Source organism: Pseudomonas sp. GM78 (genome assembly GCF_000282475.1).
Lineage (GTDB): Bacteria > Pseudomonadota > Gammaproteobacteria > Pseudomonadales > Pseudomonadaceae > Aquipseudomonas.
Window position 1 is genome coordinate 14,327 of record NZ_AKJF01000220.1, and the last position, 23,142, is coordinate 37,468.

Below are 23,142 nucleotides of genomic sequence, written 5' to 3' on the forward strand. Positions count from 1 at the left end.
AGGAGCGAGGCTTGCCTGCGAAGCTTTTAGCGGCTGGCGAGCAATGCCTGACCGCGAGCCACGGCTGCCTTCACCTGCGCCGGCGCGGTGCCGCCGATGTGGTTACGGGCATTGACCGAGCCTTCCAGGGTCAGCACGGCAAACACGTCCTGATCGATCTGGTCGCTGAACTTGCGCAGTTCTTCCAGACTCATTTCCGCCAGGTCCTTGCCGCTTTCCACGCCATATTTCACGGCATGGCCAACGATTTCATGGCAGTCGCGGAAGGGCAGGCCGCGGCGTACCAGGTAGTCGGCCAGGTCAGTGGCGGTGGAGAAGCCGCGCAGGGCTGCTTCACGCATCATCGCGTGCTTGGGCTTGATCGCCGGGATCATGTCGGCAAAGGCGCGCAGCGAGTCGCGCAGGGTGTCGGCGGCGTCGAACAGCGGTTCCTTGTCTTCCTGGTTGTCCTTGTTGTAGGCCAGGGGCTGGCCTTTCATCAGGGTCAGCAGGCCCATCAGCGCGCCGAATACACGACCGGTCTTGCCACGCACCAGCTCCGGGACGTCCGGGTTTTTCTTTTGCGGCATGATCGAGCTGCCTGTGCAGAAACGGTCCGGCAGATCGATGAACTGGAACTGCGCGCTGGTCCACAGCACCAGCTCTTCAGAGAAGCGCGACAAGTGCATCATCGCGATGCTGGCTGCCGAGCAGAACTCGATGGCGAAGTCGCGATCGGAGACGTTGTCCAGCGAGTTGCCGCCCACGGCATCGAAGCCCAGCAACTGGGCGGTGTATTCGCGGTCGATCGGGTAGGTAGTGCCAGCCAGCGCAGCACTGCCCAGTGGCATGCGGTTGGTGCGCTTGCGGCAGTCGACTAGGCGCTCGTAGTCGCGGCTGAGCATTTCGAACCAGGCCAGCATGTGGTGCCCGAAGGTCACCGGCTGTGCCGTCTGCAGGTGGGTGAAGCCCGGCATGATGCTGCCCGCTTCGCGCTCGGCCTGCTCCAGCAGGCCTTTTTGCAGGCGGGTGATTTCGCCCAGGATCAGGTCGATTTCGTCACGCAGCCACAGGCGGATGTCGGTGGCGACCTGGTCGTTACGGCTGCGGCCGGTGTGCAGTTTCTTACCGGTCACGCCAATGCGGTCGGTCAGGCGCGCCTCGATGTTCATGTGCACGTCTTCGAGGTCGACGCGCCAGTCGAACTGACCGGCCTCGATTTCACCCTGGATGGTCTTCAGGCCATCGGTGATGCTGTCGCGCTCGGCATCGGTCAGCACGCCGACCTTGGCCAGCATGGTGGCGTGGGCGATCGAGCCCATGATGTCGTGGCGATACAGGCGCTGGTCGAAGGTGACGGAGGCGGTGAAGCGGGCGACGAAGGCGTCGACGGGTTCACTGAAGCGGCCGCCCCAGGACTGATTGGTCTTGTCAGTGCTCATGAATTCGCTCGTATCGGCTGTAGAAGGATGGCGTTGAAAGCTGCCGCGGATAATAACAGGGTTGCCAATCCTGTCGCTGGCACTGGTCGACTGGTTTTCATTGCTCGGGGTGTCTGAGTCGGTGTGCGAACAATTTGCACAACGATATTTTTCAATTGAGCAATATCGTTCCGGCAACCGTCTACAGTTGGACAGTAGGATCAGCGCACTTCTCGGTGCGAAAGAGGACTATAAGAAGAGGGGTGTTCATATTGCGTATCAACAATCCCTGTGGCGATGTGTCGCCAATGCGGGCCTGGGCCGCTAATCGCCCGGCAGATGAAAATTTAGCTGCCCGACCAGCGGCACTTTTTGACGCTCGCGCTAGTCTTAGCGTGGATCGCGGTGACGGACGTCACTTCACCTGTCTACGCTATCCTTGTGCGAGACTCACGCAGGAATCCAGCGCAATATGAATGTCCTGATCGTTGATGACGACCCCCAAGCCCGCGAGCGCCTGAGCCGAATGGTTGGCGAGCTCGAGGGATACAGTGTCCTGGAGCCCAGCGCCACGAACGGCGATGAAGCGTTGGCACTGATCGACAGCCACAAGCCGGATATCGTGCTGCTCGATATCCGCATGCCAGGCCTCGATGGCCTGCAAGTGGCCGCGCGATTGTGCGAACGTGAAACCCCGCCTGCCGTGGTGTTTTGCACGGGGCCCGATGAATTTGCCGTGGAAGCCTTACAGGCTAGCGCCGTAGGCTATCTGGTGAAACCTGTGCGAACTGAACAATTACATGACTCGTTGAAAAAAGCCGAACGGCCCAATCGTGGCCAGCTCGCCGCCCTGACTCGCCCTGCCGCCGAAAGTGGCAACGGCCCGCGCAGCCATATCAGTGCCCGTACCCGCAAGGGGATCGAGCTGATTCCGCTGGATCAGGTGGTCTATTTTATCGCCGACCACAAGTACGTGACCTTGCGTCACGAAAGCGGCGAGGTGCTGCTGGATGAGCCGCTCAAAGCCCTTGAAGATGAATTCGGCGACCGTTTCGTGCGCATCCACCGCAACGCACTGGTCGCTCGCGAGCGCATCGAACGCTTGCAACGAACACCGCTGGGGCATTTCCAGCTGTTCCTCAAGGGCCTGAATGGCGATGCATTGATCGTCAGCCGACGTCATGTGGCTGGCGTGCGGAAAATGATGCAACAGCTTTGATTCGCGGGCTGCAAGGCGGACTTCACACCCGATTGCCGGATATCCGGGGCCAGGGAGGCCGAGTAGTTTCTGATACAAGTCAAAGTGGATTTGGCTGAGCTGTTATTATCCGTCGTATCTATTCAGTACGGATTGATCCATGTCCTCTCGCCAGATCCGCATCGCCACCCGCAAAAGCGCTCTTGCCCTGTGGCAGGCCGAATACGTCAAAGCCCGTCTGGAACAGGCCCATCCGGGTCTGCTCGTCACCTTGGTGCCCATGGTCAGTCGCGGCGACAAGCTGCTCGACTCACCCCTGTCGAAAATCGGCGGCAAGGGCCTGTTCGTCAAGGAACTGGAAACCGCGCTGTTGGAAAACGAAGCCGACATCGCCGTGCACTCCATGAAAGACGTGCCAATGGACTTCCCTGAAGGCCTCGGCCTGTTCTGTATCTGCGAGCGCGAAGACCCGCGCGACGCATTTGTCTCCAATACCTACGCCAGCCTTGAAGCGTTGCCGCCTGGCAGCATTGTCGGCACGTCGAGCCTGCGCCGCCAGGCCCAGTTGCTGAACCGTCGTCCGGACCTGGAAATCCGCTTCCTGCGCGGCAACGTCAACACGCGCCTGGCCAAGCTCGACGCCGGCGAATACGACGCCATCATCCTCGCGTCCGCCGGCTTGATCCGGTTGGGGTTTGAAGATCGCATCACCTCGGCCATCAGCGTCGACGACAGCCTGCCGGCCGGTGGCCAGGGCGCAGTGGGTATCGAATGCCGCACCGCCGACAGCGAAATTCACGCACTGCTCGCACCGCTGCATCACCAGGATACGGCGACCCGCGTGAGCGCCGAACGCGCACTCAATAAACACCTCAATGGCGGCTGCCAGGTGCCGATCGCCTGCTACGCCGTGCTTGAGGGCGAGCAGGTCTGGTTACGTGGCCTGGTGGGTGATCCGAGTGGCGGCCTGCTGCTCAGCGCCCAGGCCCGAGCGCCGCGTGGCGATGCCGAGGCTCTGGGGGTGCAAGTGGCCGAAGACCTTTTGAGCCAGGGCGCCGCCGATATTCTCAAAGCGGTCTACGGCGAGGCAGGTCACGAGTGACGGGCTGGCGTCTGCTGCTGACACGTCCGGCGGATGAGTCGGCGGCGTTGGGCACTTTGTTGGCCGATCAGGGGATTTTCAGCAGTAGCTTGCCGCTTTTGGACATAGTGCCGATCCCTGTCTCTGACAAAATCCGCGAAGTGATCCGGGAAGTGGATCGCTACAGCGCAGTGATCGTGGTCAGCAAGCCCGCCGCGCGAATCGGCATCGAACTGCTCCAGCGGTTTTGTGTTCAAGCACCGCGTGTGAAGTGGTTCAGCGTCGGCGCGGCGACGGCACAGATTCTTCAGGATCATGGCCTGCACGTGAGCTTTCCGGATGAAGGCGATGACAGCGAAGCCTTGCTTGAACTTGCGAATTTGCGCGAGGCTCTCGCCCGACCCGATCCGCGTGTGCTGATCCTGCGCGGGGAGGGTGGGCGTGAACTGCTGGCTGAGCGTTTGCGCGAGGCAGGTGCTAGTGTCGAGTATCTGGAGTTGTACCGCCGCGAGCTGCCGCAATACCCTGCGACTGCGCTGCAGCAGCGGATCGAAGCGGAACGCCTGAATGCGCTGGTGGTCAGCAGTGGACAAGGTTTTGAGCACCTGCATCAATTGGCTGGCGATGCCTGGCCGCAGTTGGCGCAGTTGCCGTTGTTTGTACCAAGCCCCAGGGTCGCCGAGCTTGCACGTGCTGCCGGTGCCCAAACAGTTGTGGATTGTCGTGGCGCCAGTGCCGCGGCTTTGCTGACGGCGTTACGGGAGCATCCCGTGCCCGTTCTCTAAATGCAAAGGATGGATACGTGAGCGAAACAGCCTTGCCTAAAGATAACTCGCGGCCAGTGCTCGATGCACCGGTTGATGCACCTTCTGATGAACTGCGACCACCACCTGCTGAGCAGCAACGCCGAGGCAATGGGCTGGCAATCGTCGCGCTGCTGTTGGGCGCCGCCGGTGTCGCAGTGGGTGGTTGGGGAGTCTGGCAGGTGCGTCACTTGCAAGCCAATACCCAGCAGCAATTGAGTCAGGTGCAGGCTTTGAACGATCAGGCACAGAGCCTGAAGCTGAACGAGCAGCGCCTGAGTGCGCGCCTGGAACAACTGCCCAATGCCGATGTACTGGAGGAGCGCAGCCGCCTGGTGATTCAGTTGCAGGGCGACCAGCAACGCTTGAATCAGCGCCTGGAAACCGTCCTCGGTGCCAGCCGCAAGGACTGGCGCCTGGCCGAGGCCGAGCACTTGTTGCGTCTGGCCAGCCTGCGCCTTTCGGCCTTGCAGGACATCAGCAGCGCCCAGGCCCTGGTGCAAGGCGCCGATGAAATCCTCCGTGAGCAGAATGACCCCGGCTCCTTCGCCGCTCGCGAGCAAGTGGCCAAGACCCTGGTGGCCTTGCGCAGCACCGAGCAGCCGGATCGCACCGGTTTGTTCCTGCGGTTGGGGGCGTTGCGCGACCAGGTGATCAGCCTCACCGAGCTGGCGCCCGAGTACAAGGACCGTGGCGAATCCCTGCTGGGGTTGACCGCCGATGGCGACGGCGCCAGTCGCTGGGCGCAATGGTGGGATCAGATCTCGCGCTACATACGTATCGATTTCAACGCCGACAAAAATGTCCGCCCATTGCTGGCCGGGCAGAGCCTGAGCCAGGTTCGCCTCGCCCTGAGCCTGGCGCTGGAGCAGGCGCAATGGGCTGCGCTCAACGGTCAGGCGGCGGTGTATTCGCAAGCGCTGGCAGAGGCGCGGGATGTGCTCAAGGGCAACTTCAACCCGGACAATCCTCAGAGCAAAGTGATGCTCGAACAGGTGGCGGAACTGAGCAAGCAGCCGGTCTCTGTGGTTACCCCGGACCTGACCGGGACCCTGAGTGCGGTCCAGGGCTATCTGGAGCGGCGTAACGTCAACGCCGAGGACTCGATCAAGCCGCTGGCCAAGCCTGCCGCGAATGCCGCGCAGGAGGCCACCCCATGAAGCGCCTCTATGTGATCGTGTTCCTGGCCATTGCGGCTGCGGCTGCGCTGGGCTTGGCCATCGCCGAGCATTCAGGTTACGTGCTGATCGCCTACAAGAGCTTTCGCTACGAATCGAGCCTGTGGGCAACGCTGGCCTTGATCGCCGTTCTCTGGCTGGTCATCTGGGGTATCAGGGCGTTGGTCGAGCTGGTGACCACCTCCGGTGGCGTGGTCAATCCGTGGTCTCGGCGCAATCGCAGCCGCCGGATCCAGGTGGCGATCGAACACGGGCAACTGGACCTGGCCGAAGGTCGCTGGGCCAGTGCGCAACGTCACTTGCATCGGGCCGCAGAAGCCGAGCGTCAGCCGCTGCTTTACTACCTCGGGGCTGCACGTGCGGCGAACGAACAAGGTCGCTACGAAGAAAGTGACAATCTGCTGGAGCGTGCCCTGGAGCGTCAGCCCCAGGCGGAGTTGGCGATAGCCTTGAACCACGCGCAATTGCAGACCGATCGCGGTGATACCGAGGGCGCCCTGGCGACCCTGCAGGCGATGCGCGAGCGCCACCCTCATAACGCCCAGACCCTGCGTCAGTTGCAGCGCCTGCTTCAGCAGCGGGGTGACTGGTCGGCAGTGATCCGCCTGTTGCCTGAGCTGCGCAAGGACAAAGTCCTGCCGGCGGCTGAACTGGCCGAGCTGGAGCGCCGGGCCTGGGGTGAGAACCTGTCCCTGGCGGCGCATCAGGAAGAGGAAGGGACGCTCGGTTTGCAAGCGCTCGATCGCGCATGGCAACAGCTGACATCGGCTCAGCGCCAAGAGCCGCAATTGGTACTCGCCTATGCCGAGCAACTGCGGCAACTGGGGGCTCAGGTCCAGGCCGAAGAGGTCTTGCGTACGGCTTTGAAACGCAACTACGACAGCCATCTGGCGCGCCTCTATGGATTGGTGCGCGGCAGTGACCCGGCTCGCCAACTGCAGCTCGCCGAGGGCTGGCTGAAAGATCATCCGACCGATCCAGGCCTGTTGCTGACGCTGGGTCGCCTGTGTCTGCAAAGCAGCCTGTGGGGTAAGGCCCGGGATTATCTGGAAAGCAGTCTGCGAGTACAGCGCAACCCGGAAGCCTGCGCTGAACTGGCACGCCTGCTGGCTCAGATGGGAGACACCGAGCGCAGCAACCAGCTGTTCCAGGAAGGCCTGGGCTTGCTCGATGAGCGCTTGCTGGCGGCGCCGCTGCCGGCGTTGGCTCACGTTTGATCACTGAGTGACGGATCGCTCGAATGGGCGATCCGCTGCTACAAAGCTTGTCGGAATTCTCCCTTCGCAATGCTGCTTCAGCAAAGTCCTACAGACCACTACGCCTGATCCTCTGATGTCTGTCGGGAATTCCCTACGTATTTGCTGAAATGTCTGCATCTGCCCGCCTTGAAAGGGCTGCGCGCTTTCCACTACCGTAGCCGTCGGACTCTTATTGTTACGGAAACGCCATGTCGTTGGCCTGCCCACGCTCCCTGTTTTTTACTGTGTTCATCGCAGGCGCCCTGGCCCTGGGCGTTTCCTATTACCTGGAATATGCGGTCGGCCTCCAGCCATGTGGCTTGTGCCTGTTGCAACGCGCTTGCCTGGCGCTGCTGACGGGTTTGAGCCTGATGGCTTCGGTGCACGGCCCCGGTCGCCTGGGGGCCTTTGTGTATTGGTTGCTCTCACTGCTTTGCGGCCTGTTGGGGACCTTTACGGCCTGGCGCCAGGTGATCCTGCATAGCGATCCGGTGTATCAATTTTCCGCCTGCTCACCTGAACTGGCCGAGGTATTCACGAGCGCCCCTTGGCTGCGGATTGCGCAGATGATGTTCCAGGGTGCCGTCGACTGCCCGCGGATCGCCTGGACGTTGTTCGATTTGAGTATCCCGGAATGGAGTCTGCTGTTCTTCGTTGCGGTGATGATTCCGAGTATTTATCAGCTGATACGCCTGGTCTTGAGCGCTCTTCGACGACCGCTCGGCGACAAGTCGTCGCACCGGGTGCTTGCCAAAGATTAAACACTTGTATGAACTTTATCGTCTGCGTACCTTGAAGCCACCGTCGCGCGGGCATAATCTGGCCCGCACGTGTCATTGGATTTATGTTGCTCGATGACGCTCTGCCTGGTCGAATCTTGATTCTCAAGTGTGCGACAGGTGTAGAGCAGCATGACCCACAAGGGAAGAGAGACCGCCATGCTCGAAAGTTGTCAGAATGCTCAGGAACGTTGGGGTGGAGTTCATCTGCTGATTGACCGCTGGTTGCAGGAGCGTAAAGAGCTGATCGATGCGTACGACAAGCTCGGAGCAAAACCTGAAGCACTGTCCGAGAACCGCAAGCACTTGCAAGAGTTCTGCGGCGTGCTGGTCGATTACGTGTCCGCCGGCCACTTCGAGATCTACGAACAGTTGACGGGGGAGGCCAAGGCCTTCAACGACAAGCGTGGCCTGGAGCTCGCCGAGACCATTTACCCACGCATCGACGTCATCACCGAGAAACTCCTCGCGTTCAACGACCTGTGCGATGCCGGGAAGTGTGTTGCTGACGAGTTCAAGACACTGGGTGGCTTGCTGCATGAGCGCTTCGAACTGGAAGACTGCCTGATCGAAGTGCTGCATACCGCTCACAAGGAAGAAGATTCGGTTCAGGCCTGATCGTTCTCCCCGCAAGACCTAAAAACGGTGCGCCATGGCGCACCGTTTTTCGTTTGTGCTTTCAACTGGTGGCGCCGCGCAATTCGACCTCGAACACCAAAGGCGTGAAGGGGGCGATCAGGTCGCCGGCACCGTCGGAACCATAAGCCTGTGCCGATGGAATCACCAGGCGCCATCTGGCACCGACCGGCATGTCTTGCAGCGCACTGCGCCAGCCACTGATCACGCTGTCGAGACTGAACCATTGCGGTTGGTTGTTCTGGTCGAACACTGTGCCGTCCGGGAGTCGACCGACGTAAAGCACCTGGACCTTTCCGTTGGGTCCGGCCTTGGCACCAGTACCCGGTGCCAACTCGGTCAGGAGTATTCCATCCGCCAATTCACGAACGCCGGGTTTGGCTTTTTCCCTGGCGAGAAAGTCGTGCTCGTTTTTAAGTGCCTGCTCGTTTTGCGGCGCAGGCGTTTGCAGGGTCCCCTGCGTTTCGTGCTCGCGCAAAATCTGTTCTATCTGCTCGTCCTTCAACGCCAGTGGCTTGCCTTGATAGGCCTGCTGCAGTCCTTCGACCAGTGCCTGAATCTGCAAGTCGGGAACCTCCTGGCGCAAGCGTTCGCCGAGACTTGCGCCCAGGCTGTAAGCGAGATCGTGAGCGTCTTTTTCCTGGTTTTTTTCAGTGGCGTTGGCCACGGAAAAAATCACGCAGAACGATAAAAAAAGGTAGCGCGACATGGGCACTCTCCAGCCTGGGTTGCGGGCGATTATGCCAGCGCGAATGCGTTCAACGGTGAACTGCTTTTGCGCCAACGCAGAACATTTTCAATTCGTTGCAACGCAGCGCTTTGGATACTGTCAAGATGCCCTAGCGGCGGTAGCAGCAGAGGTCTAGTATGAGCCGCACTCACGTCAGCCAGGAGGTAAACCATGTCGGCCACCAAGAAGCCTGTAAGTACTCCGTTGCACTTGCTCCAACAACTCTCGGGCAGCTTGCTCGAGCATCTGGAAAACGCTTGTTCCGAAGCTTTGGCTGATGCTGAAAAACTGCTCGCCAAACTGGAAAAGCAGCGCGGAAAAGCGCAAGAGAAATTGCACAAGTCCCGTACCAAATTGCAGGACGCAGCGGCGGCCGGAAAGGCCAAGGCGCAAACCAAGGCCAAGGACGCGGTGAAACAGCTCGAGGACCTGCTTGATGCCCTCAAGGATCGTCAATCGGAAACTCGCGGCTACATCCTGCAACTCAAGCGCGATGCCCAGGAAAGCCTGAAACTGGCCCAGGGTGTTGGTCGCGTACAAGAGGCTGTCGGCAAGGCGTTGTCCTTGCGTTCGGCCAAGCCTGCTGCGGCTCCTGCGAAGAAAGCCGCTGCCAAACCGGTTGCCGCAAAAGCACCGGCCAAGCCTGCCGCCAAACCTGCCGCCAAGGCACCGGTGAAAGCCGCAGCTAAACCTGCTGCAACCTCTGCAGCGAAAAAACCTGTCGCGGCCAGCGCTGCGAAACCGGCTGCCAGAACTGCAGCTGCCAAACCTGCTGCCAAGACAACCGCTGCCAAAACCACGGCCGCGAAACCGGCTGCCAAACCGGCCGCCAAAACTGCTGCTGCGAAACCTGCCGCGGCCAAAACCGCAGCCGCCAAACCAGCGGCCAAACCAGCCGCTAGAACTGCCGCTGCCAAACCTGCTGCCAAGCCGGCCGCAAAACCTGTCGCGGCGAAAACCGCTGCCAAGCCAGCTGCAAAACCAGCGGCCAAACCGGCGGCAAAAGCAGCAGCAAAACCTGCCGCTAAACCGGCGGCTAAAACGGCTGCAGCCAAACCAGCGACTGCCGCAAAACCTGCCGCGGTAAAACCGGCAGCCAAGCCTGCCGCAGCCAAGCCGGCGGCAAAACCAGCAGCTAAACCAGCAGCTAAACCTGCCGTGAAAAAACCGGCCGCTGTTGCCAAGCCGACTCCGGCCCCCGCTGCCAAGCCAGCAACCCCAACGCCAGCACCATCCGCTTCGGCCGCTCCTGCGCCGACAGCACCCACCTCGACAGCCTCCACTGCGCCAACGCCAGTGGCATCGTCGAACTCCAGCACCAACCCAACCAGCGCTTCCTAAGCGCCGGTTACCGCGACGCGCAGCTGATGCAGCGCGTCGCGGTGCAGGTGGGGGGCGTGCGCCGTCACACCTTCCAGCCAGATCGCCAGATCGGTCGCGTCACCCTGCGGCCAATCCTGAGCCGATCGCTCCAGGCGCAATAGCAGATTTCGCTCAGCCTCCAATTCAAGTGCCTTGACCTGTTCGCGTAGCGAGTGCAGCTCGGCATCCTGCGTGGCGGCAGCCTTCCATCGCACGCGCAGTGCCCGCAACGGCTGCACGACATCGACGTCCCAGGCTTGCGCCACAGCGCGAAGTTGCTGCAGGCGTTGTTCATCGCAGGCGATACCCCGCTGCCCCAGCCATGCCGCGCACAGCAGCAGGCACACGCTGACGCCGCCCGCCTGCAATTGCAGGCATGCCTGTTCAACGCCCGGGCGGGCATAAAGGGTCAGGGAAAAGCTCCACAGGTCAGAGGACATAGTGCTACTCGCGCCAGTTGCGAGCGAAGCTGGTAGACTCCGCCGCCATTATGATTCGACTTCAGAACCTGACTTTACAGCGTGGCCCGCAACGTCTGCTAGAAGACGCCGAGCTGACCTTGCACGCCGGCCAGAAAGCCGGCCTCATCGGTGCCAACGGCGCCGGCAAATCGAGCCTGTTCGCCTTGCTTCGGGGCGAACTGCACCCTGACTCGGGTGATTGCTTCCTGCCGGCCGACTGGCGTATCGCCCACATGCGCCAGGAGGTCGACACGCTCGAACGCCTGGCGGTCGACTACGTGCTCGATGGCGACCTTCGCCTACGCCAGGTACAACGTGACCTGGCGGCAGCCGAAGCGGCCCATGACGGTGCCGCACAGGCCCGCTACCACTCCGAACTGGATAGCGCCGACGGTTACACCGCCGACGCACGGGCGCGCAAGTTGCTGGCGGGCCTGGGCTTCACCAACGAGCAGATGGATCGCCAGGTCGGCGATTTCTCCGGTGGCTGGCGGATGCGTCTGAACCTGGCGCAGGCCTTGATGTGCCCTTCGGACCTGCTGTTGCTCGACGAACCGACCAACCACCTGGACCTCGACGCCATCATCTGGCTCGAAGAGTGGCTCAAAAGCTATCCCGGCACCTTGATGCTGATTTCCCACGACCGGGACTTCCTCGATGCCGTGGTCGATCACGTGGCCCACGTCGATCAGCGCAAGATCACCCTCTATCGCGGTGGCTACAGCGCCTTCGAGCGTGCCCGTGCCGAGCGTCTGGCCCAGCAACAGCAGGCCTATGAGAAGCAGCAGGCGCAACGTGCGCACATGGAAAGCTACATCGCCCGCTTCAAGGCCCAGGCCACCAAGGCGCGCCAGGCCCAGAGCCGGATCAAGGCCCTGGAGCGGATGGAAGAGCTGACAGCGGCCCACGTCGACTCGCCGTTCGACTTCGTCTTCCGCGAATCGCAGAAGATTTCCAGCCCGCTGATCGACCTGTCCGATGCCCGCCTGGGCTACGGCGAGAAAACCGTGCTGGAGAAGGTCAAGCTGCAACTGACCCCCGGCGCGCGCATCGGCTTGCTCGGTCCGAACGGCGCCGGTAAATCGACCCTGATCAAGAACCTTGCCGGTGAGCTCTCGCCGCTGGCCGGTCGCTTGACCCGTGGCGAGAACACCGTCGTCGGCTACTTCGCCCAGCATCAGCTCGATTCCCTGGATGCCAAGGCCAGCCCGTTGCTGCACTTGCAGCGCCTGGCACCGACCGAGCGCGAACAGACCCTGCGCGACTTCCTCGGTGGTTTCGACTTCCGCGGCGCGCGGATCGACGAGCCGGTGCTGAATTTCTCCGGTGGCGAAAAGGCGCGCCTGGCGCTGGCGTTGATCGCCTGGGACCGGCCGAACCTGTTGCTGCTCGACGAACCAACCAACCACCTGGACCTGGAAATGCGCCTGGCGCTGACCATGGCCTTGCAGGAATTCAGTGGTGCGGTGCTGGTGGTCTCCCACGATCGCCATTTGCTCAAAAGCACCACCGACAATTTCTACCTGGTGGCAGACGGCAAGGTCGAAGAATTCGACGGCGACCTCGAGGACTACACCCGCTGGCTGGTGGAGTACCGTCAGCGCAACGCCCCGGTCAGCAATACCCCGGTCAACCCGGACAAGACCGACAAGAAAGCCCAGCGTCAGGCTGCCGCTGCGTTGCGCCAGCAACTGGCGCCGCACAAGCGCGAGGCTGACAAGCTCGAAGCCGAGTTGGGCAAGCTGCACGAGAAACTCGCGAAGATCGATGCCAGCCTGGGCGACAGCGACATCTACGAGCCAATGCGCAAGAACGAGTTGCGCGACCTGCTGGCCGAACAGGCCAAGCTGAAGGTGCGTGAAGGGGAACTGGAAGAAGCCTGGATGGAAGCCCTGGAACTGCTGGAAAGCATGCAGGCGGAGCTGGAGGCGCTCTCCTGATGGAGGCCTTCAAGCTGCCGCTGCCGGCGATGTGGGTCGAGCCGATCTGGCTCGGTGTGCAAATCCTGCTGATCCTGCTGGCGGGTTACATCGCCCAACGCTTCGTTGCCAAGTGTCTGACCCGCCTCGGAGAGCGTTACCCGTTCCCGCCACAGTTGCTGATGCCGCTGCGCGGCGGGCTGCGTTGGCTGATCATGGGCAGTGCGCTGATCTTCGTGCTGGAGCGCCTCGGGGTTTCGGCCACGGTGCTCTGGACCGCGCTGTCGGGGTTTGTCGCGGTGGCAGCGGTGGCGTTTTTCGCCATGTGGAGCGTGCTCTCCAATCTGTTGTGCGCAATCCTGATCTTCACCGTCGGGCCGTTTCGCCTGGGTGATGTGGTCGAGTTGGTGGACACCACCGACAAGCCCGGCGTCAAAGGCCGGGTGATCGCGATCAATCTGCTGTACACCACGTTGATCGAGGCGGAAGAGCTGGGTACTGGTAGCGCGATGGTGCAGGTGCCTAACAGTTTGTTCTTCCAGCGTTCGGTGCGGCGCTGGCGCGGGACGGATGTATTCCCTTCGAGCGGGTTTGAGAAATAAGCCAGCTTGCGACTCAAGCCAAAAAGATCGCAGCCTTCGGCAGCTCCTACATTGGAATGCGTTTCCAGGTAGGAGCTGCCGAAGGCTGCGATCTTTTGCTTTTGGAGTACGCAAAAAATCGGTAGTCACCAGCCCAAAGCCGCATTAGCTTAGACATCTGTCACGAGTCTGAGTCGAGGTGTGCAATGGAGCTTCAAACATGGCTGGCGTTTTTTGCCGCCTGCTGGGTGATCAGCCTGTCTCCCGGTGCCGGCGCCATTGCGTCGATGTCCAGTGGTCTGCAGTACGGTTTCTGGCGTGGTTACTGGAACGCCCTGGGCCTGCAATTGGGCCTTGCGGTGCAGATTGCGATTGTTGGCGCCGGTGTTGGCGCGATACTTACGGCATCCGCCACCGCCTTCTATGCGATCAAATGGTTCGGCGTGGCCTACCTGGTTTTTCTCGCCATCAAACAATGGCGCGCACTGCCCAGCGACCTGAGCGATGACGCGGCGGTCCGGCAGATTGGCAAGCCGATGGCCCTGGTGTTCCGAGGCTTTCTGGTGAACATCAGCAATCCCAAGGCGTTGGTGTTCATGCTCGCGGTGTTGCCGCAGTTCATTGATCCGCACGCGCCACTGCTGATCCAATACGTGATCATCGGTGTCACCATGGTCTGCGTGGATCTGGTCGTCATGGCCGGTTACACCGGGCTGGCTTCCAAGGTGCTGCGTATGTTGCGCACACCGAAACAGCAAAGGCGCATGAACCGTACCTTTGCCGGACTGTTCATCGGCGCGGCGGCGTTCATGGCCACCCTGCGCAAAGTCGCGGTTTAAACCATCAGGCACAAAAAAGGCGACCTCTTCAGGTCGCCTTTTTCGTTTAAGGCCTGTCGCGCAATCGACGACAAAGCTTGAGTGAAAGTGATTGGGAGGGAACAATATGTTACTTCGTGTTTCCAGTTGAGATTCATTCATGATTGCCCCGTCCCGATTCCTGGCCTGGCTGATAGCGCCGGTGTTTGCCCTGTGCAGTTCCAATCTGCTGGCTGACACCGTGGAAGGCGCACCGCAGGCGCTGCACCTACTTGATTACATCGGCGCGGACTACCCGCAAGCGGTGCAGGCAGGCAAGGTCGTCAACGAATCCGAATACCGCGAACAACTGGAATTCACCCAGGCGTTGCAAGGTTTGATTGCCGGCATGCCGGCCAAACCGGAAAAGGCCGGGCTGGAGCAGGGCATCAGTCAGCTGCACGCGGCGATCACCGCGCGTGAGGACGGCGCAGACGTCGCCCGTCAGGCTCGGCAGCTTGGCGCAAAACTGGCTGTGGCCTATGAAATCAGCCAGGCCCCGATCATCACCCCGGACCCGACTCGCGGCGCGCCACTGTACGCCCAGCATTGTTCGGTGTGTCACGGCGATACAGGTGCTGGCGACGGCCCGGCGGGTGTGGGGTTGACCCCGCCGCCGGCCAATTTGCGTGATAACGCGCGCCTGGATCACCTGAGCCTCTACGCGATCTACAACACGGTGGGCCTGGGGGTCGAAGGCACCGACATGCCGGCTTTCGGCGATCAGCTGGATGATCGTCAGCGTTGGGACCTGGCAACCTATGTCGCCAGCTTCAGCGCCGATCCGCAGACCGCCAGCAGCGACAAGACCTACAACATTGCCGATCTGGCCCGCCAGACTCCGGCCGAAGTGCAGGCCACCGACGGCCCGCAGGCTGCCGCGACGTTCCGCGCGCAACGGGCCCAGCCGCCGCAGGCCAAGCGTGGCCCGGCGCAATTGCTCGACTACACCGCCACCACCCTGGACAAGAGCGTCGCGGCTTACCGCGCTGGCGATCACGATCAGGCCTATGACCTGTCGGTAGCGGCGTACCTGGAAGGCTTCGAGCTGGTCGAAAGCTCCCTGGACAACGTCGATGCCACCGTGCGCAAGGACACTGAGAAATCGCTGATGGCTTACCGGCAGTCGTTGCAGGATGGTCTGTCGGTAGACCAGGTCGAGCAGCGTCTGGAGGCGGCCAAGGCCAAATTGAAGACGTCTGCCGATTTGTTGGGCAGCGATGGCTTGAGCTGGCCGCTGAGCTACATTTCCGGCCTGTTGATTCTGCTGCGCGAAGGCCTGGAAGCGATTTTGGTACTGGCGGCGATCCTTGCCTTCCTGCGTAACACCGGCCAGCAATCGGCGGTGCGCAGCGTCAACGTCGGTTGGGGCCTGGCGCTGCTGGCCGGTCTGGGTACCTGGGCGCTGGCGGCGTATGTGATCGATGTCAGCGGCTCGCAGCGTGAGTTGCTGGAAGGCGCAACGGCGCTGTTCGCCAGCGTCATGGTGTTGTGGCTCGGTGTGTGGATGCACGATCGTCGCCATGCCGCGGCCTGGCAGGATTACATCAAGAGCAGCCTGGTGGGCGGTGGTGGGCGTTTCGGTTTTGCGATCCTGGCGTTCTTCTCGGTGTATCGCGAGCTGTTCGAAGTGATCCTGTTCTACGAAACCCTGTGGTTGCAGGCCGGGCCTGCGGGCCATGACGCCGTGCTGGCCGGTGGTGCGACGGCGATGGTGTTGTTGGTCGGCCTGGCCTGGGTGATCCTGCGCGGCTCGGCGAAACTGCCGCTGGCGCTGTTCTTCAGCATCAACGCCGGTCTGCTGTGTGCCTTGTCGGTGGTGTTCGCCGGGCATGGGGTGAAGGCGCTGCAGGAAGCCGGGATCTTCGGCACGCGGCCGGTGCCGTTCTTTGAGTTTGATTGGTTGGGGATTCATGCGGATGCGTATTCGTTGAGTGCGCAGGCTGTGGCGATCCTGGCGATCGTTGTGCTGTATGGTCGTAGTCGTGTGGCCGAGAAGCGCAGAGTTACGGCTTAACAGCATTCGCTACGCTCACGTTCGCGGGCAAGCCTCGCTCCTACAGGATTGCGTATAACCTGTGGGAGCGAGGCTTGCCCGCGATGCTTTTTAGAAGAGGAAAACCTGATGCGCGTATGGATCGATGCTGACGCCTGCCCCCGGCCGGCCAAGGATCTGGTGGTGAAATTCGCCCTCAAGCGCCAGTTCGAGGTGGTGCTGGTGGCCGGGCAGCCGCAGAGCAAGCCTGGCCTGGCCCTGGTAAAGCTGATTGTGGTGCCAAGTGGCCCTGATGCGGCCGACGACTACCTCGTGGAACACGCGGTGCCGGGTGAGCTGGTGATCTGCAGCGATGTGCCGCTGGCCGACCGGTTGGTGAAAAAAGGCGTTGCCGCGCTGGACCCGAGGGGCAAGGAGTTTGACGCGCAGAACATGGGCGATCGCCTGGCCGTGCGCAACCTGTTCACTGACTTGCGTGAACAGGGGCAGATGAGTGGCGGGCCGGCACCCTTTGGTGAGCGGGAAAAGCAGGCGTTTGCCAATGCGCTGGACCGCATACTCACTCGCCTGTCCCGCAAGTCGTAAGCCTTGCAGTGCCCCCCTGTAGGAGCGAGCCTGCTCGCGATGGGGCCGGCACATCCAAAATAGATGTTGACGGTTAGACCGCCATCGCGAGCAGGCTCGCTCCCACAGTTTTGACGCGTGTCAGACGTCGTTTTCGTGGGTCAATTCGAGCACGCGGTCGACCAGTTTGTTGATCCCCGATGCCGCCTCACTGATGCTCCCGGCCAGCATGTACGCCGGAGTGCTCACCAGTTTGCGCGCCTTGTCTTCGACAATATCGCTCACGGCGCAGTCCTTGTGCGTGGCGCCCATCTTGTTCAGGGCCGCTGCCGTTTCTGCGTCGTTGCCGATGGTGCACGTCACGCCAGGCCCATAGATTTTCGCCGCCAGGGCAGGCGAGATGCAGATCAGGCCGACCGGTTTGCCAGCCTCGGCAAAGGCTTCGGTCAAGGCCAGGACGTCCGGCTGAACCGTGCAGGCGGTACCTTCGATGGCGAAGTTGGAAAGGTTCTTGGCCGAGCCGAAGCCGCCGGGAATGATCAGCGCATCGAATTCTTCGGCGTCGGCCTCGCGGATATCCTTGATCTCACCGCGGGCTATGCGGGCAGACTCCACCAGCACATTGCGCGACTCGGGCATTTCTTCGCCGGTCAGGTGATTGATCACGTGCAGCTGCGCGATATTCGGCGCAAAACACTGCACCTGCGCGCCACGCTGGTCCAGGCGCAGCAGGGTCACCACGCTTTCGTAAATTTCGGCGCCGTCGTATACGCCACAACCGGAAAGGATCACTGCAACTTTTTTGCTCATGGGCTTTTCTCCAGATTCATGGCGTTAAATGTCCACTAATTTGTCACTCGTTGCCATAGGGATAATTCGAGGCTACACATAGGATCTGTCCTCAAGATTCCCATCAGGGCGCGTCATGGACTTCATTCTGTATGCGGTGCCGTTTTTCTTTGTGCTGATCGCTGTCGAGCTGCTGGCCGACCGTTGGCGCGGGGTCAGCAACTATCGGCTGGCGGACGCGATCAACAGCATCAGCACCGGCGTGCTGTCGACCACCACGGGCCTTTTGACCAAAGGCGTGGGGTTGGTGACCTATGCGTTCGCCCTCAAGCACCTGGCACTGTTCGAGCTCTCGGCCGACAGCGTCTGGACCTGGGTCTTCGCCTTTGTCCTCTACGATTTCTGCTACTACTGGCTGCACCGCATGGGCCACGAGCGCAACATCCTCTGGGCCGCGCACTCGGTGCATCACCAGAGCGAGGACTACAACCTCTCCACCGCCCTGCGCCAGACCAGTACCGGGTTCCTGCTGAGCTGGATCTTCTACCTGCCCATGGCCGTCGTCGGTGTGCCGTTGCTGGTGTTCGTCAGCGTCGCGGCGCTGAACCTGCTGTACCAGTTCTGGGTGCATACCCGGCACATTCCCAAGCTCGGCTGGTTCGAGTGGTTTTTCGTCACGCCATCCAATCATCGGGCCCACCATGCACAGAACGCTCTCTACATGGATCGCAACTACGGCGGCGTGTTCATTATTTGGGACCGTCTATTCGGCTCGTTCCAGGAAGAGGACGACAACGAGCCGGTGATTTTCGGCGTGACCACGCCGCTGGCGAGCTGGAACCCGGTATGGGCCAACGTGCAGTTCTACGCCCAGTTGTGGGCGGATGCGCGGCGTGCCGAAAGCACCTGGGACAAGCTGCGGATCTGGTTCATGCGCACCGGCTGGCGGCCGGCGGATGTGGCGGCCAAATACCCGATGAACAAACCGGACCTGAGCCAGTTCCGCAAATTTGAAGTGCCGTTGGACGGGCGTCAGCAGCTCTACGTGCTGTTGCAGTTCTGCGTCTACGTCGCACTGGGCAGCTATTTGATGAATCTGGAAGCCAGTCTGTCGACGGCCGCCTTGGTATTGGGTTGGGGAGCTGTGGCGCTGGGCCTGTTCGTCCTGGGCGTGGCTCTGGAGAATCGCCCGCGGGCGCTGAAGCTGGAGTTGCTGCGCCTGGCATCGAATGTGCCGCTGGTATGGCTGGCGCCGCTGGTGGGGCTGTGGCCGGCCAGCGCGGTGGGCTGGGTCGGCCTGCTCAGTTACAGTCTGATCAGCGGTATCGGGCTCTACTGCTGCAGAAACCGGTTTACTCGACTGGCGTCTTAGGGTTGCCGGGATTGTGCTGTTGGGCCTTAAGGGCTTGCTCGTCGGCATAGATCTGCTTGGCCAGGCGAGCATTCTTGAACCGGCGGCGCAGCCACAGGCCCAGTCCGAGGACGAGCAGGGCACCGAGCACCCACAGTTCGTACTTCTTGATGCTGCCGAGCATCCCTTCCAGTACCGCGCCGAAGTGATAGGCCGCCGCCGCCAGTGCGGTGGCCCAGATCGCGGCGCCAATCCCGTTGAGCAGCAGGTAACGGCCCGGTGGGTAGCCCGACAGGCCGATCGCCACCGGCATCACGGTGCGCAGGCCGTAGACGAAGCGGAAGCTCAGGACCCAGATGTCCGGATGCTTGCGGATGTGCTCCAGCGCACGGTCACCCATCAACTGCCAGCGCGGTTTGCGTGCCAGCAACTTGCGCCCGTGCTTGCGTCCCAGGAAGTACCACAGCTGATCGCCGGCATAGCTGCCGAAGAACGCCACGACCACCACCAGGTTGATGTCCATGTATCCACGGAACGCGAGGAAGCCCGCGAGCACCAGGATGGTTTCGCCTTCGAAGAACGTGCCTAGGAAAAGGGCAAAGTAGCCGAAGTCATGCAGGAATTGTTGGAGCATTGTCTGGGTGCTGGCGAAATGAACGCGCAGCCTAACCCTTCGTACACATTCAGGAAAGTGTCCAAATGTGTCTCGACGTGAACATTTCCTACAAGGACAATGGAATGCGGCTACGTGTCACTGGGTGCACACAACTGTAATACCTTCGTCATAATGGCCGCTTATAACTGTCACGCTCGCCCATCCGCGCGGGCTCAGGAGTCTGCCGTGAGCTTTACCCCCGCCAACCGCTTGTTCCCTGCAACCCGCCTGCGCCGCAACCGTCGTGACGATTTTTCCCGTCGACTGGTCCGTGAAAACGTGTTGACCGTCGATGACCTGATCCTGCCGGTGTTCGTGCTGGACGGTGAAAACCGTCGAGAAGCGGTGGCCTCGATGCCGGGCGTCGAGCGCCTGACCATTGATCTGTTGCTGGAAGAAGCGGCCAAATGGGTCGAGCTTGGGATTCCGGCGCTGGCGCTGTTCCCGGTGACGCCTCCAGAGCTCAAGTCGCTGGATGCCGCCGAAGCCTGGAACCCCGAAGGCATTGCCCAGCGCGCCACCCGCGCGCTGCGTGCGCAGTTCCCTGAGCTGGGCGTGATCACCGACGTCGCGCTGGACCCGTTCACCACCCACGGCCAGGACGGCATTCTCGACGAAGAAGGCTATGTGCAGAACGACATCACCGTCGACGCACTGGTCCGGCAAGCCCTGTCCCATGCCGAAGCGGGCGCCCAGGTGGTTGCACCTTCGGACATGATGGACGGTCGCATCCAGGCGATCCGCGAGGCCCTCGAAGTGGCCGGTCACGTCAATGTGCGGATCATGGCCTACTCGGCGAAGTACGCCAGTGCCTATTACGGCCCGTTCCGCGATGCGGTCGGATCGGCTCTGAACCTGGGCAAGGCCAACAAGGCCTCCTATCAGATGGACCCGGCCAACAGCAACGAAGCCCTGCACGAAGTGGCGGCTGACTTGTCAGAAGGCGCAGACATGGTCATGGTCAAGCCAGGCATGCCCTATCTGGACATCCTCTACCGGGTCAAAGAAGAATTCAAAGTGCCGACCTTTGTGTATCAAGTCAGTGGCGAATACGCCATGCACATGGCGGCGATCCAGAATGGCTGGTTGAGCGAAGGGGTTATCCTCGAATCCCTGACCGCTTTTAAACGCGCAGGCGCTGATGGCATCCTGACTTATTTCGCCGTTCGTGCTGCTCAATTGTTACGAGAGCAAAAATAGCCCTCCCAGGAACATTCGATGAATACCGAAGTACTCACTGAAGTTGCCGTAAAAGACGCTCAACCTGTGGTGGAGCAAGTCGACGAGACCCCGCCGGAGCTGGAACCCGCTCCGCCCGCGGCGGTCGTCGAAACCGCTGTGGCAGCGCCGGCGATTGCCATTCCCGGCCTGGATGACAGCAGCCTGTACATCCACCGCGAGCTGTCGCAACTGCAGTTCAATATCCGCGTGCTGGAACAGGCACTGGACGAGTCCTACCCGTTGCTGGAGCGCCTGAAGTTCCTGCTGATCTTCTCCAGCAACCTGGACGAGTTCTTCGAGATTCGCGTCGCCGGCCTCAAGAAGCAGATCACCTTTGCCCGGGAGCAGGCCGGTGCCGACGGCTTGCAGCCGCACCAGGCCCTGGCCCGCATCAGTGAACTGGTGCACGGTCACGTTGACCGTCAGTACGCGATCCTCAACGACATTCTGCTGCCGGAACTGGAAAAGCATCAGGTCCGCTTCATCCGTCGCCGCAACTGGACAACCAAGCTCAAGACCTGGGTCCGGCGCTATTTCCGCGACGAAATCGCCCCGATCATTACCCCGATCGGCCTCGACCCGACGCACCCGTTTCCATTGCTGGTCAACAAGAGCCTGAACTTCATCGTCGAGCTCGAAGGCATCGATGCCTTCGGTCGCGACTCCGGGCTGGCGATCATCCCGGCACCGCGCCTGCTGCCGCGCATCATCAAGGTGCCGGAAGAAGTCGGCGGCGCTGGCGACAACTATGTGTTCCTGTCGTCGATGATCCACGCCCACGCCGATGATTTGTTCCAGGGCATGAAGGTCAAGGGCTGCTACCAGTTCCGCCTGACCCGAAACGCTGATCTGGCGCTGGACTCCGAGGATGTCGAAGACTTGGCGCGTGCCCTGCGTGGCGAATTGTTCTCCCGTCGTTATGGCGACGCGGTGCGCCTGGAGGTAGCCGATACCTGCCCGAAACACCTGTCCGATTACCTGCTCAAGCAATTCAACCTGAGCGAAACCGAGCTGTATCAGGTCAACGGCCCGGTGAACCTGACGCGTCTGTTCAGCATCACCGGCCTGGACAGCCAGCGCGAGCTGCAGTACCTGCCGTTTACCCCGCAGATCCCGAAACTGCTGCAAAACAGCGAGAACATCTTCAGCGTGATCAGCAAGCAGGACATACTGTTGCTGCACCCGTTCGAGTCGTTCACCCCGGTGGTCGACCTGCTGCGCCAGGCCGCCAAGGACCCGCACGTGCTGGCGGTGCGTCAGACCCTGTATCGCTCCGGCGCCAACTCGGAAATCGTCGATGCGTTGGTGGATGCGGCGCGTAACGGCAAGGAAGTCACCGCGGTGATCGAATTGCGCGCGCGCTTCGATGAGGAATCCAACCTGCAACTGGCCAGCCGTCTGCAAGCGGCCGGTGCGGTGGTGATCTACGGTGTGGTCGGCTTCAAGACCCACGCCAAGATGATGCTGATCCTGCGCCGCGAAGCGGGCGAGATCGTGCGTTACGCGCACTTGGGCACGGGCAACTACCACGCCGGCAACGCCCGCCTGTACACCGACTACAGCCTGCTGACCTCCGACGACGCCCTGTGCGAAGACGTGGGCAAACTGTTCAGCCAGTTGATCGGCATGGGCAAGACGCTACGCATGAAGAAGCTGCTGCATGCGCCGTTTACCCTGAAAAAGGGCATGCTCGACATGATTGCCCGCGAAACCCAGTTCGCCCTCGACGGCAAACCGGCGCACATCATCGCCAAGTTCAACTCGCTGACCGATCCGAAGATCATCCGTGCGCTGTACAAGGCCAGCCAGTCGGGCGTGCGCATCGACCTGGTGGTGCGTGGCATGTGCTGCCTGCGCCCGGGCATCGCCGGGGTGTCGCACAACATCCACGTGCGCTCGATCATCGGTCGCTTCCTGGAGCACACCCGGGTCTTCTACTTCCTCAATGGCGGCGAAGAACAGATGTTCCTCTCCAGTGCCGACTGGATGGAGCGCAACCTCGACAAGCGCGTCGAGACTTGCTTCCCGGTGGAAGGCAAGAAGCTGATCATGCGGGTCAAGAAAGAGCTGGAGTTGTACCTCACCGATAACACCCACAGCTGGAGCCTGCAGTCGGACGGTCGTTACATCCGTAACACGCCGACCGGCAACCAGAACCCGCGCAGCGCCCAGGCGACATTGCTGGAGCGGTTGGGTAGCCCGATCCTGACGGTTCGGTAACACCGGCACGAGGTAAAAAAATGGCGATCCCTGCGGATCGCCATTTTTGTTTGCACCCTGTAGGAGCTGCCGCAGGCTGCGATCTTTTGATTTTGCCCTTCAAAACAAGATCAAAAGATCGCA

21 protein-coding genes are annotated in these 23,142 nt (G+C 61.3%); 16 read left to right on the forward strand and 5 right to left on the reverse strand.

What is annotated here, in order from left to right; all coding sequences use genetic code 11:
- Positions 1–26: 26 nt before the first annotated feature.
- Positions 27–1,421: an argininosuccinate lyase gene (gene argH, locus PMI35_RS00865; protein WP_008066397.1), complete on the reverse strand. Its 1,395-nt coding sequence runs from the start codon at positions 1,419–1,421 to the stop codon at positions 27–29.
- Positions 1,422–1,872: 451 nt separating this feature from the next.
- Between argH and PMI35_RS00860 the strand changes: the two genes are divergently transcribed.
- From PMI35_RS00860 to PMI35_RS00830, 7 genes are all read left to right on the forward strand, one after another.
- A complete protein-coding gene (locus PMI35_RS00860; RefSeq protein ID WP_008066399.1) occupies positions 1,873–2,619 on the forward strand; it encodes a LytR/AlgR family response regulator transcription factor in 747 nt (248 codons plus the stop codon).
- Between the two features lie 139 nt (positions 2,620–2,758).
- Positions 2,759–3,700 (forward strand): hydroxymethylbilane synthase, encoded by a 942-nt coding sequence (hemC, locus tag PMI35_RS00855; RefSeq protein ID WP_008066401.1) that lies wholly within the window; start codon positions 2,759–2,761, stop codon positions 3,698–3,700.
- Positions 3,697–4,464: a uroporphyrinogen-III synthase gene (locus tag PMI35_RS00850; protein WP_008066403.1), complete on the forward strand. Its 768-nt coding sequence runs from the start codon at positions 3,697–3,699 to the stop codon at positions 4,462–4,464. The genes hemC and PMI35_RS00850 overlap by 4 nt, the downstream gene beginning before the upstream one ends.
- A gap of 17 nt (positions 4,465–4,481) precedes the next feature.
- A complete protein-coding gene (locus tag PMI35_RS00845; protein WP_008066405.1) occupies positions 4,482–5,642 on the forward strand; it encodes a uroporphyrinogen-III C-methyltransferase in 1,161 nt (386 codons plus the stop codon).
- Positions 5,639–6,877, forward strand: a complete 1,239-nt coding sequence (locus PMI35_RS00840) for a heme biosynthesis protein HemY (protein WP_008066407.1) — start codon at positions 5,639–5,641, stop codon at positions 6,875–6,877. The genes PMI35_RS00845 and PMI35_RS00840 overlap by 4 nt, the downstream gene beginning before the upstream one ends.
- Positions 6,878–7,107: 230 nt before the next feature.
- Complete coding sequence (locus PMI35_RS00835; RefSeq protein ID WP_008066411.1) at positions 7,108–7,659, forward strand: disulfide bond formation protein B; 552 nt, start codon at positions 7,108–7,110, stop codon at positions 7,657–7,659.
- Positions 7,660–7,836: 177 nt separating this feature from the next.
- Complete coding sequence (locus PMI35_RS00830; protein ID WP_032832184.1) at positions 7,837–8,295, forward strand: Rsd/AlgQ family anti-sigma factor; 459 nt, start codon at positions 7,837–7,839, stop codon at positions 8,293–8,295.
- Positions 8,296–8,356: 61 nt separating this feature from the next.
- Here PMI35_RS00830 and PMI35_RS00825 read toward each other — a convergent pair whose 3' ends face one another.
- Positions 8,357–9,022: an FKBP-type peptidyl-prolyl cis-trans isomerase gene (locus PMI35_RS00825; RefSeq protein WP_008066415.1), complete on the reverse strand. Its 666-nt coding sequence runs from the start codon at positions 9,020–9,022 to the stop codon at positions 8,357–8,359.
- A gap of 192 nt (positions 9,023–9,214) precedes the next feature.
- On the opposite strand from PMI35_RS00825, the gene PMI35_RS00820 reads away from it, so the two are divergent.
- Complete coding sequence (locus PMI35_RS00820) at positions 9,215–10,384, forward strand: AlgP family protein (RefSeq protein WP_008066416.1); 1,170 nt, start codon at positions 9,215–9,217, stop codon at positions 10,382–10,384.
- Here PMI35_RS00820 and PMI35_RS00815 read toward each other — a convergent pair.
- On the reverse strand, positions 10,381–10,845 hold the full coding sequence (locus tag PMI35_RS00815) for a TIGR02444 family protein (protein ID WP_008066417.1): 465 nt from the start codon (positions 10,843–10,845) through the stop codon (positions 10,381–10,383). The two genes, PMI35_RS00820 and PMI35_RS00815, sit on opposite strands and share 4 nt — an antisense overlap.
- 50 nt (positions 10,846–10,895) lie before the next feature.
- Here PMI35_RS00815 and PMI35_RS00810 point away from each other — a divergent pair, with 50 nt between their 5' ends.
- From PMI35_RS00810 to PMI35_RS00790, 5 genes are all read left to right on the forward strand, one after another.
- Positions 10,896–12,806 (forward strand): ATP-binding cassette domain-containing protein, encoded by a 1,911-nt coding sequence (locus PMI35_RS00810; RefSeq protein ID WP_008066418.1) that lies wholly within the window; start codon positions 10,896–10,898, stop codon positions 12,804–12,806.
- On the forward strand, positions 12,806–13,387 hold the full coding sequence (locus PMI35_RS00805) for a mechanosensitive ion channel domain-containing protein (RefSeq protein WP_008066419.1): 582 nt from the start codon (positions 12,806–12,808) through the stop codon (positions 13,385–13,387). The genes PMI35_RS00810 and PMI35_RS00805 overlap by 1 nt, the downstream gene beginning before the upstream one ends.
- 185 nt (positions 13,388–13,572) lie before the next feature.
- The gene (locus PMI35_RS00800) at positions 13,573–14,205 is read left to right on the forward strand and encodes a LysE family transporter (RefSeq protein ID WP_008066420.1); all 633 of its coding nucleotides are present in this window, start codon (positions 13,573–13,575) and stop codon (positions 14,203–14,205) included.
- A 139-nt stretch (positions 14,206–14,344) separates the two neighbouring features.
- On the forward strand, positions 14,345–16,240 hold the full coding sequence (locus PMI35_RS00795; RefSeq protein ID WP_008066421.1) for an FTR1 family protein: 1,896 nt from the start codon (positions 14,345–14,347) through the stop codon (positions 16,238–16,240).
- A 108-nt stretch (positions 16,241–16,348) separates the two neighbouring features.
- Positions 16,349–16,804: a YaiI/YqxD family protein gene (locus tag PMI35_RS00790; RefSeq protein ID WP_008066422.1), complete on the forward strand. Its 456-nt coding sequence runs from the start codon at positions 16,349–16,351 to the stop codon at positions 16,802–16,804.
- Between the two features lie 120 nt (positions 16,805–16,924).
- On the opposite strand, the gene elbB is transcribed toward PMI35_RS00790, so the two are convergent.
- Entirely contained in the window at positions 16,925–17,593 is a 669-nt protein-coding gene (elbB, locus tag PMI35_RS00785; protein ID WP_008066423.1) for an isoprenoid biosynthesis glyoxalase ElbB, read from the reverse strand.
- Between the two features lie 115 nt (positions 17,594–17,708).
- On the opposite strand from elbB, the gene PMI35_RS00780 reads away from it, so the two are divergent.
- Positions 17,709–18,944 carry a sterol desaturase family protein gene (locus tag PMI35_RS00780; RefSeq protein WP_008066424.1) on the forward strand — a complete coding sequence of 412 codons (1,236 nt, stop codon included), beginning with the start codon at positions 17,709–17,711 and terminating at the stop codon, positions 18,942–18,944.
- On the opposite strand, the gene PMI35_RS00775 is transcribed toward PMI35_RS00780, so the two are convergent.
- Positions 18,925–19,557 (reverse strand): DedA family protein, encoded by a 633-nt coding sequence (locus tag PMI35_RS00775; RefSeq protein WP_008066426.1) that lies wholly within the window; start codon positions 19,555–19,557, stop codon positions 18,925–18,927. The two genes, PMI35_RS00780 and PMI35_RS00775, sit on opposite strands and share 20 nt — an antisense overlap.
- Before the next feature lie 207 nt (positions 19,558–19,764).
- On the opposite strand from PMI35_RS00775, the gene hemB reads away from it, so the two are divergent.
- Positions 19,765–20,778: a porphobilinogen synthase gene (gene hemB / locus PMI35_RS00770; protein ID WP_008066428.1), complete on the forward strand. Its 1,014-nt coding sequence runs from the start codon at positions 19,765–19,767 to the stop codon at positions 20,776–20,778.
- A gap of 18 nt (positions 20,779–20,796) precedes the next feature.
- Positions 20,797–23,019 carry a polyphosphate kinase 1 gene (ppk1, locus tag PMI35_RS00765; RefSeq protein WP_008066429.1) on the forward strand — a complete coding sequence of 741 codons (2,223 nt, stop codon included), beginning with the start codon at positions 20,797–20,799 and terminating at the stop codon, positions 23,017–23,019.
- Positions 23,020–23,142: the final 123 nt, after the last annotated feature.

Bases quoted from the DNA above. Each gene is read 5' to 3' on its own strand.
- argH (WP_008066397.1), bottom strand. From the start codon at position 1,421: ATGAGCACTGACAAGACCAATCAGTCCTGGGGCGGCCGCTTCAGTGAA.
- PMI35_RS00860 (WP_008066399.1), top strand. From the start codon at position 1,873: ATGAATGTCCTGATCGTTGATGACGACCCCCAAGCCCGCGAGCGCCTG.
- hemC (WP_008066401.1), top strand. From the start codon at position 2,759: ATGTCCTCTCGCCAGATCCGCATCGCCACCCGCAAAAGCGCTCTTGCC.
- PMI35_RS00840 (WP_008066407.1), top strand. From the start codon at position 5,639: ATGAAGCGCCTCTATGTGATCGTGTTCCTGGCCATTGCGGCTGCGGCT.
- PMI35_RS00835 (WP_008066411.1), top strand. From the start codon at position 7,108: ATGTCGTTGGCCTGCCCACGCTCCCTGTTTTTTACTGTGTTCATCGCA.
- PMI35_RS00830 (WP_032832184.1), top strand. From the start codon at position 7,837: ATGCTCGAAAGTTGTCAGAATGCTCAGGAACGTTGGGGTGGAGTTCAT.
- PMI35_RS00825 (WP_008066415.1), bottom strand. From the start codon at position 9,022: ATGTCGCGCTACCTTTTTTTATCGTTCTGCGTGATTTTTTCCGTGGCC.
- PMI35_RS00820 (WP_008066416.1), top strand. From the start codon at position 9,215: ATGTCGGCCACCAAGAAGCCTGTAAGTACTCCGTTGCACTTGCTCCAA.
- PMI35_RS00815 (WP_008066417.1), bottom strand. From the start codon at position 10,845: ATGTCCTCTGACCTGTGGAGCTTTTCCCTGACCCTTTATGCCCGCCCG.
- PMI35_RS00810 (WP_008066418.1), top strand. From the start codon at position 10,896: ATGATTCGACTTCAGAACCTGACTTTACAGCGTGGCCCGCAACGTCTG.
- PMI35_RS00805 (WP_008066419.1), top strand. From the start codon at position 12,806: ATGGAGGCCTTCAAGCTGCCGCTGCCGGCGATGTGGGTCGAGCCGATC.
- PMI35_RS00800 (WP_008066420.1), top strand. From the start codon at position 13,573: ATGGAGCTTCAAACATGGCTGGCGTTTTTTGCCGCCTGCTGGGTGATC.
- PMI35_RS00795 (WP_008066421.1), top strand. From the start codon at position 14,345: ATGATTGCCCCGTCCCGATTCCTGGCCTGGCTGATAGCGCCGGTGTTT.
- PMI35_RS00790 (WP_008066422.1), top strand. From the start codon at position 16,349: ATGCGCGTATGGATCGATGCTGACGCCTGCCCCCGGCCGGCCAAGGAT.
- elbB (WP_008066423.1), bottom strand. From the start codon at position 17,593: ATGAGCAAAAAAGTTGCAGTGATCCTTTCCGGTTGTGGCGTATACGAC.
- PMI35_RS00780 (WP_008066424.1), top strand. From the start codon at position 17,709: ATGGACTTCATTCTGTATGCGGTGCCGTTTTTCTTTGTGCTGATCGCT.
- PMI35_RS00775 (WP_008066426.1), bottom strand. From the start codon at position 19,557: ATGCTCCAACAATTCCTGCATGACTTCGGCTACTTTGCCCTTTTCCTA.
- ppk1 (WP_008066429.1), top strand. From the start codon at position 20,797: ATGAATACCGAAGTACTCACTGAAGTTGCCGTAAAAGACGCTCAACCT.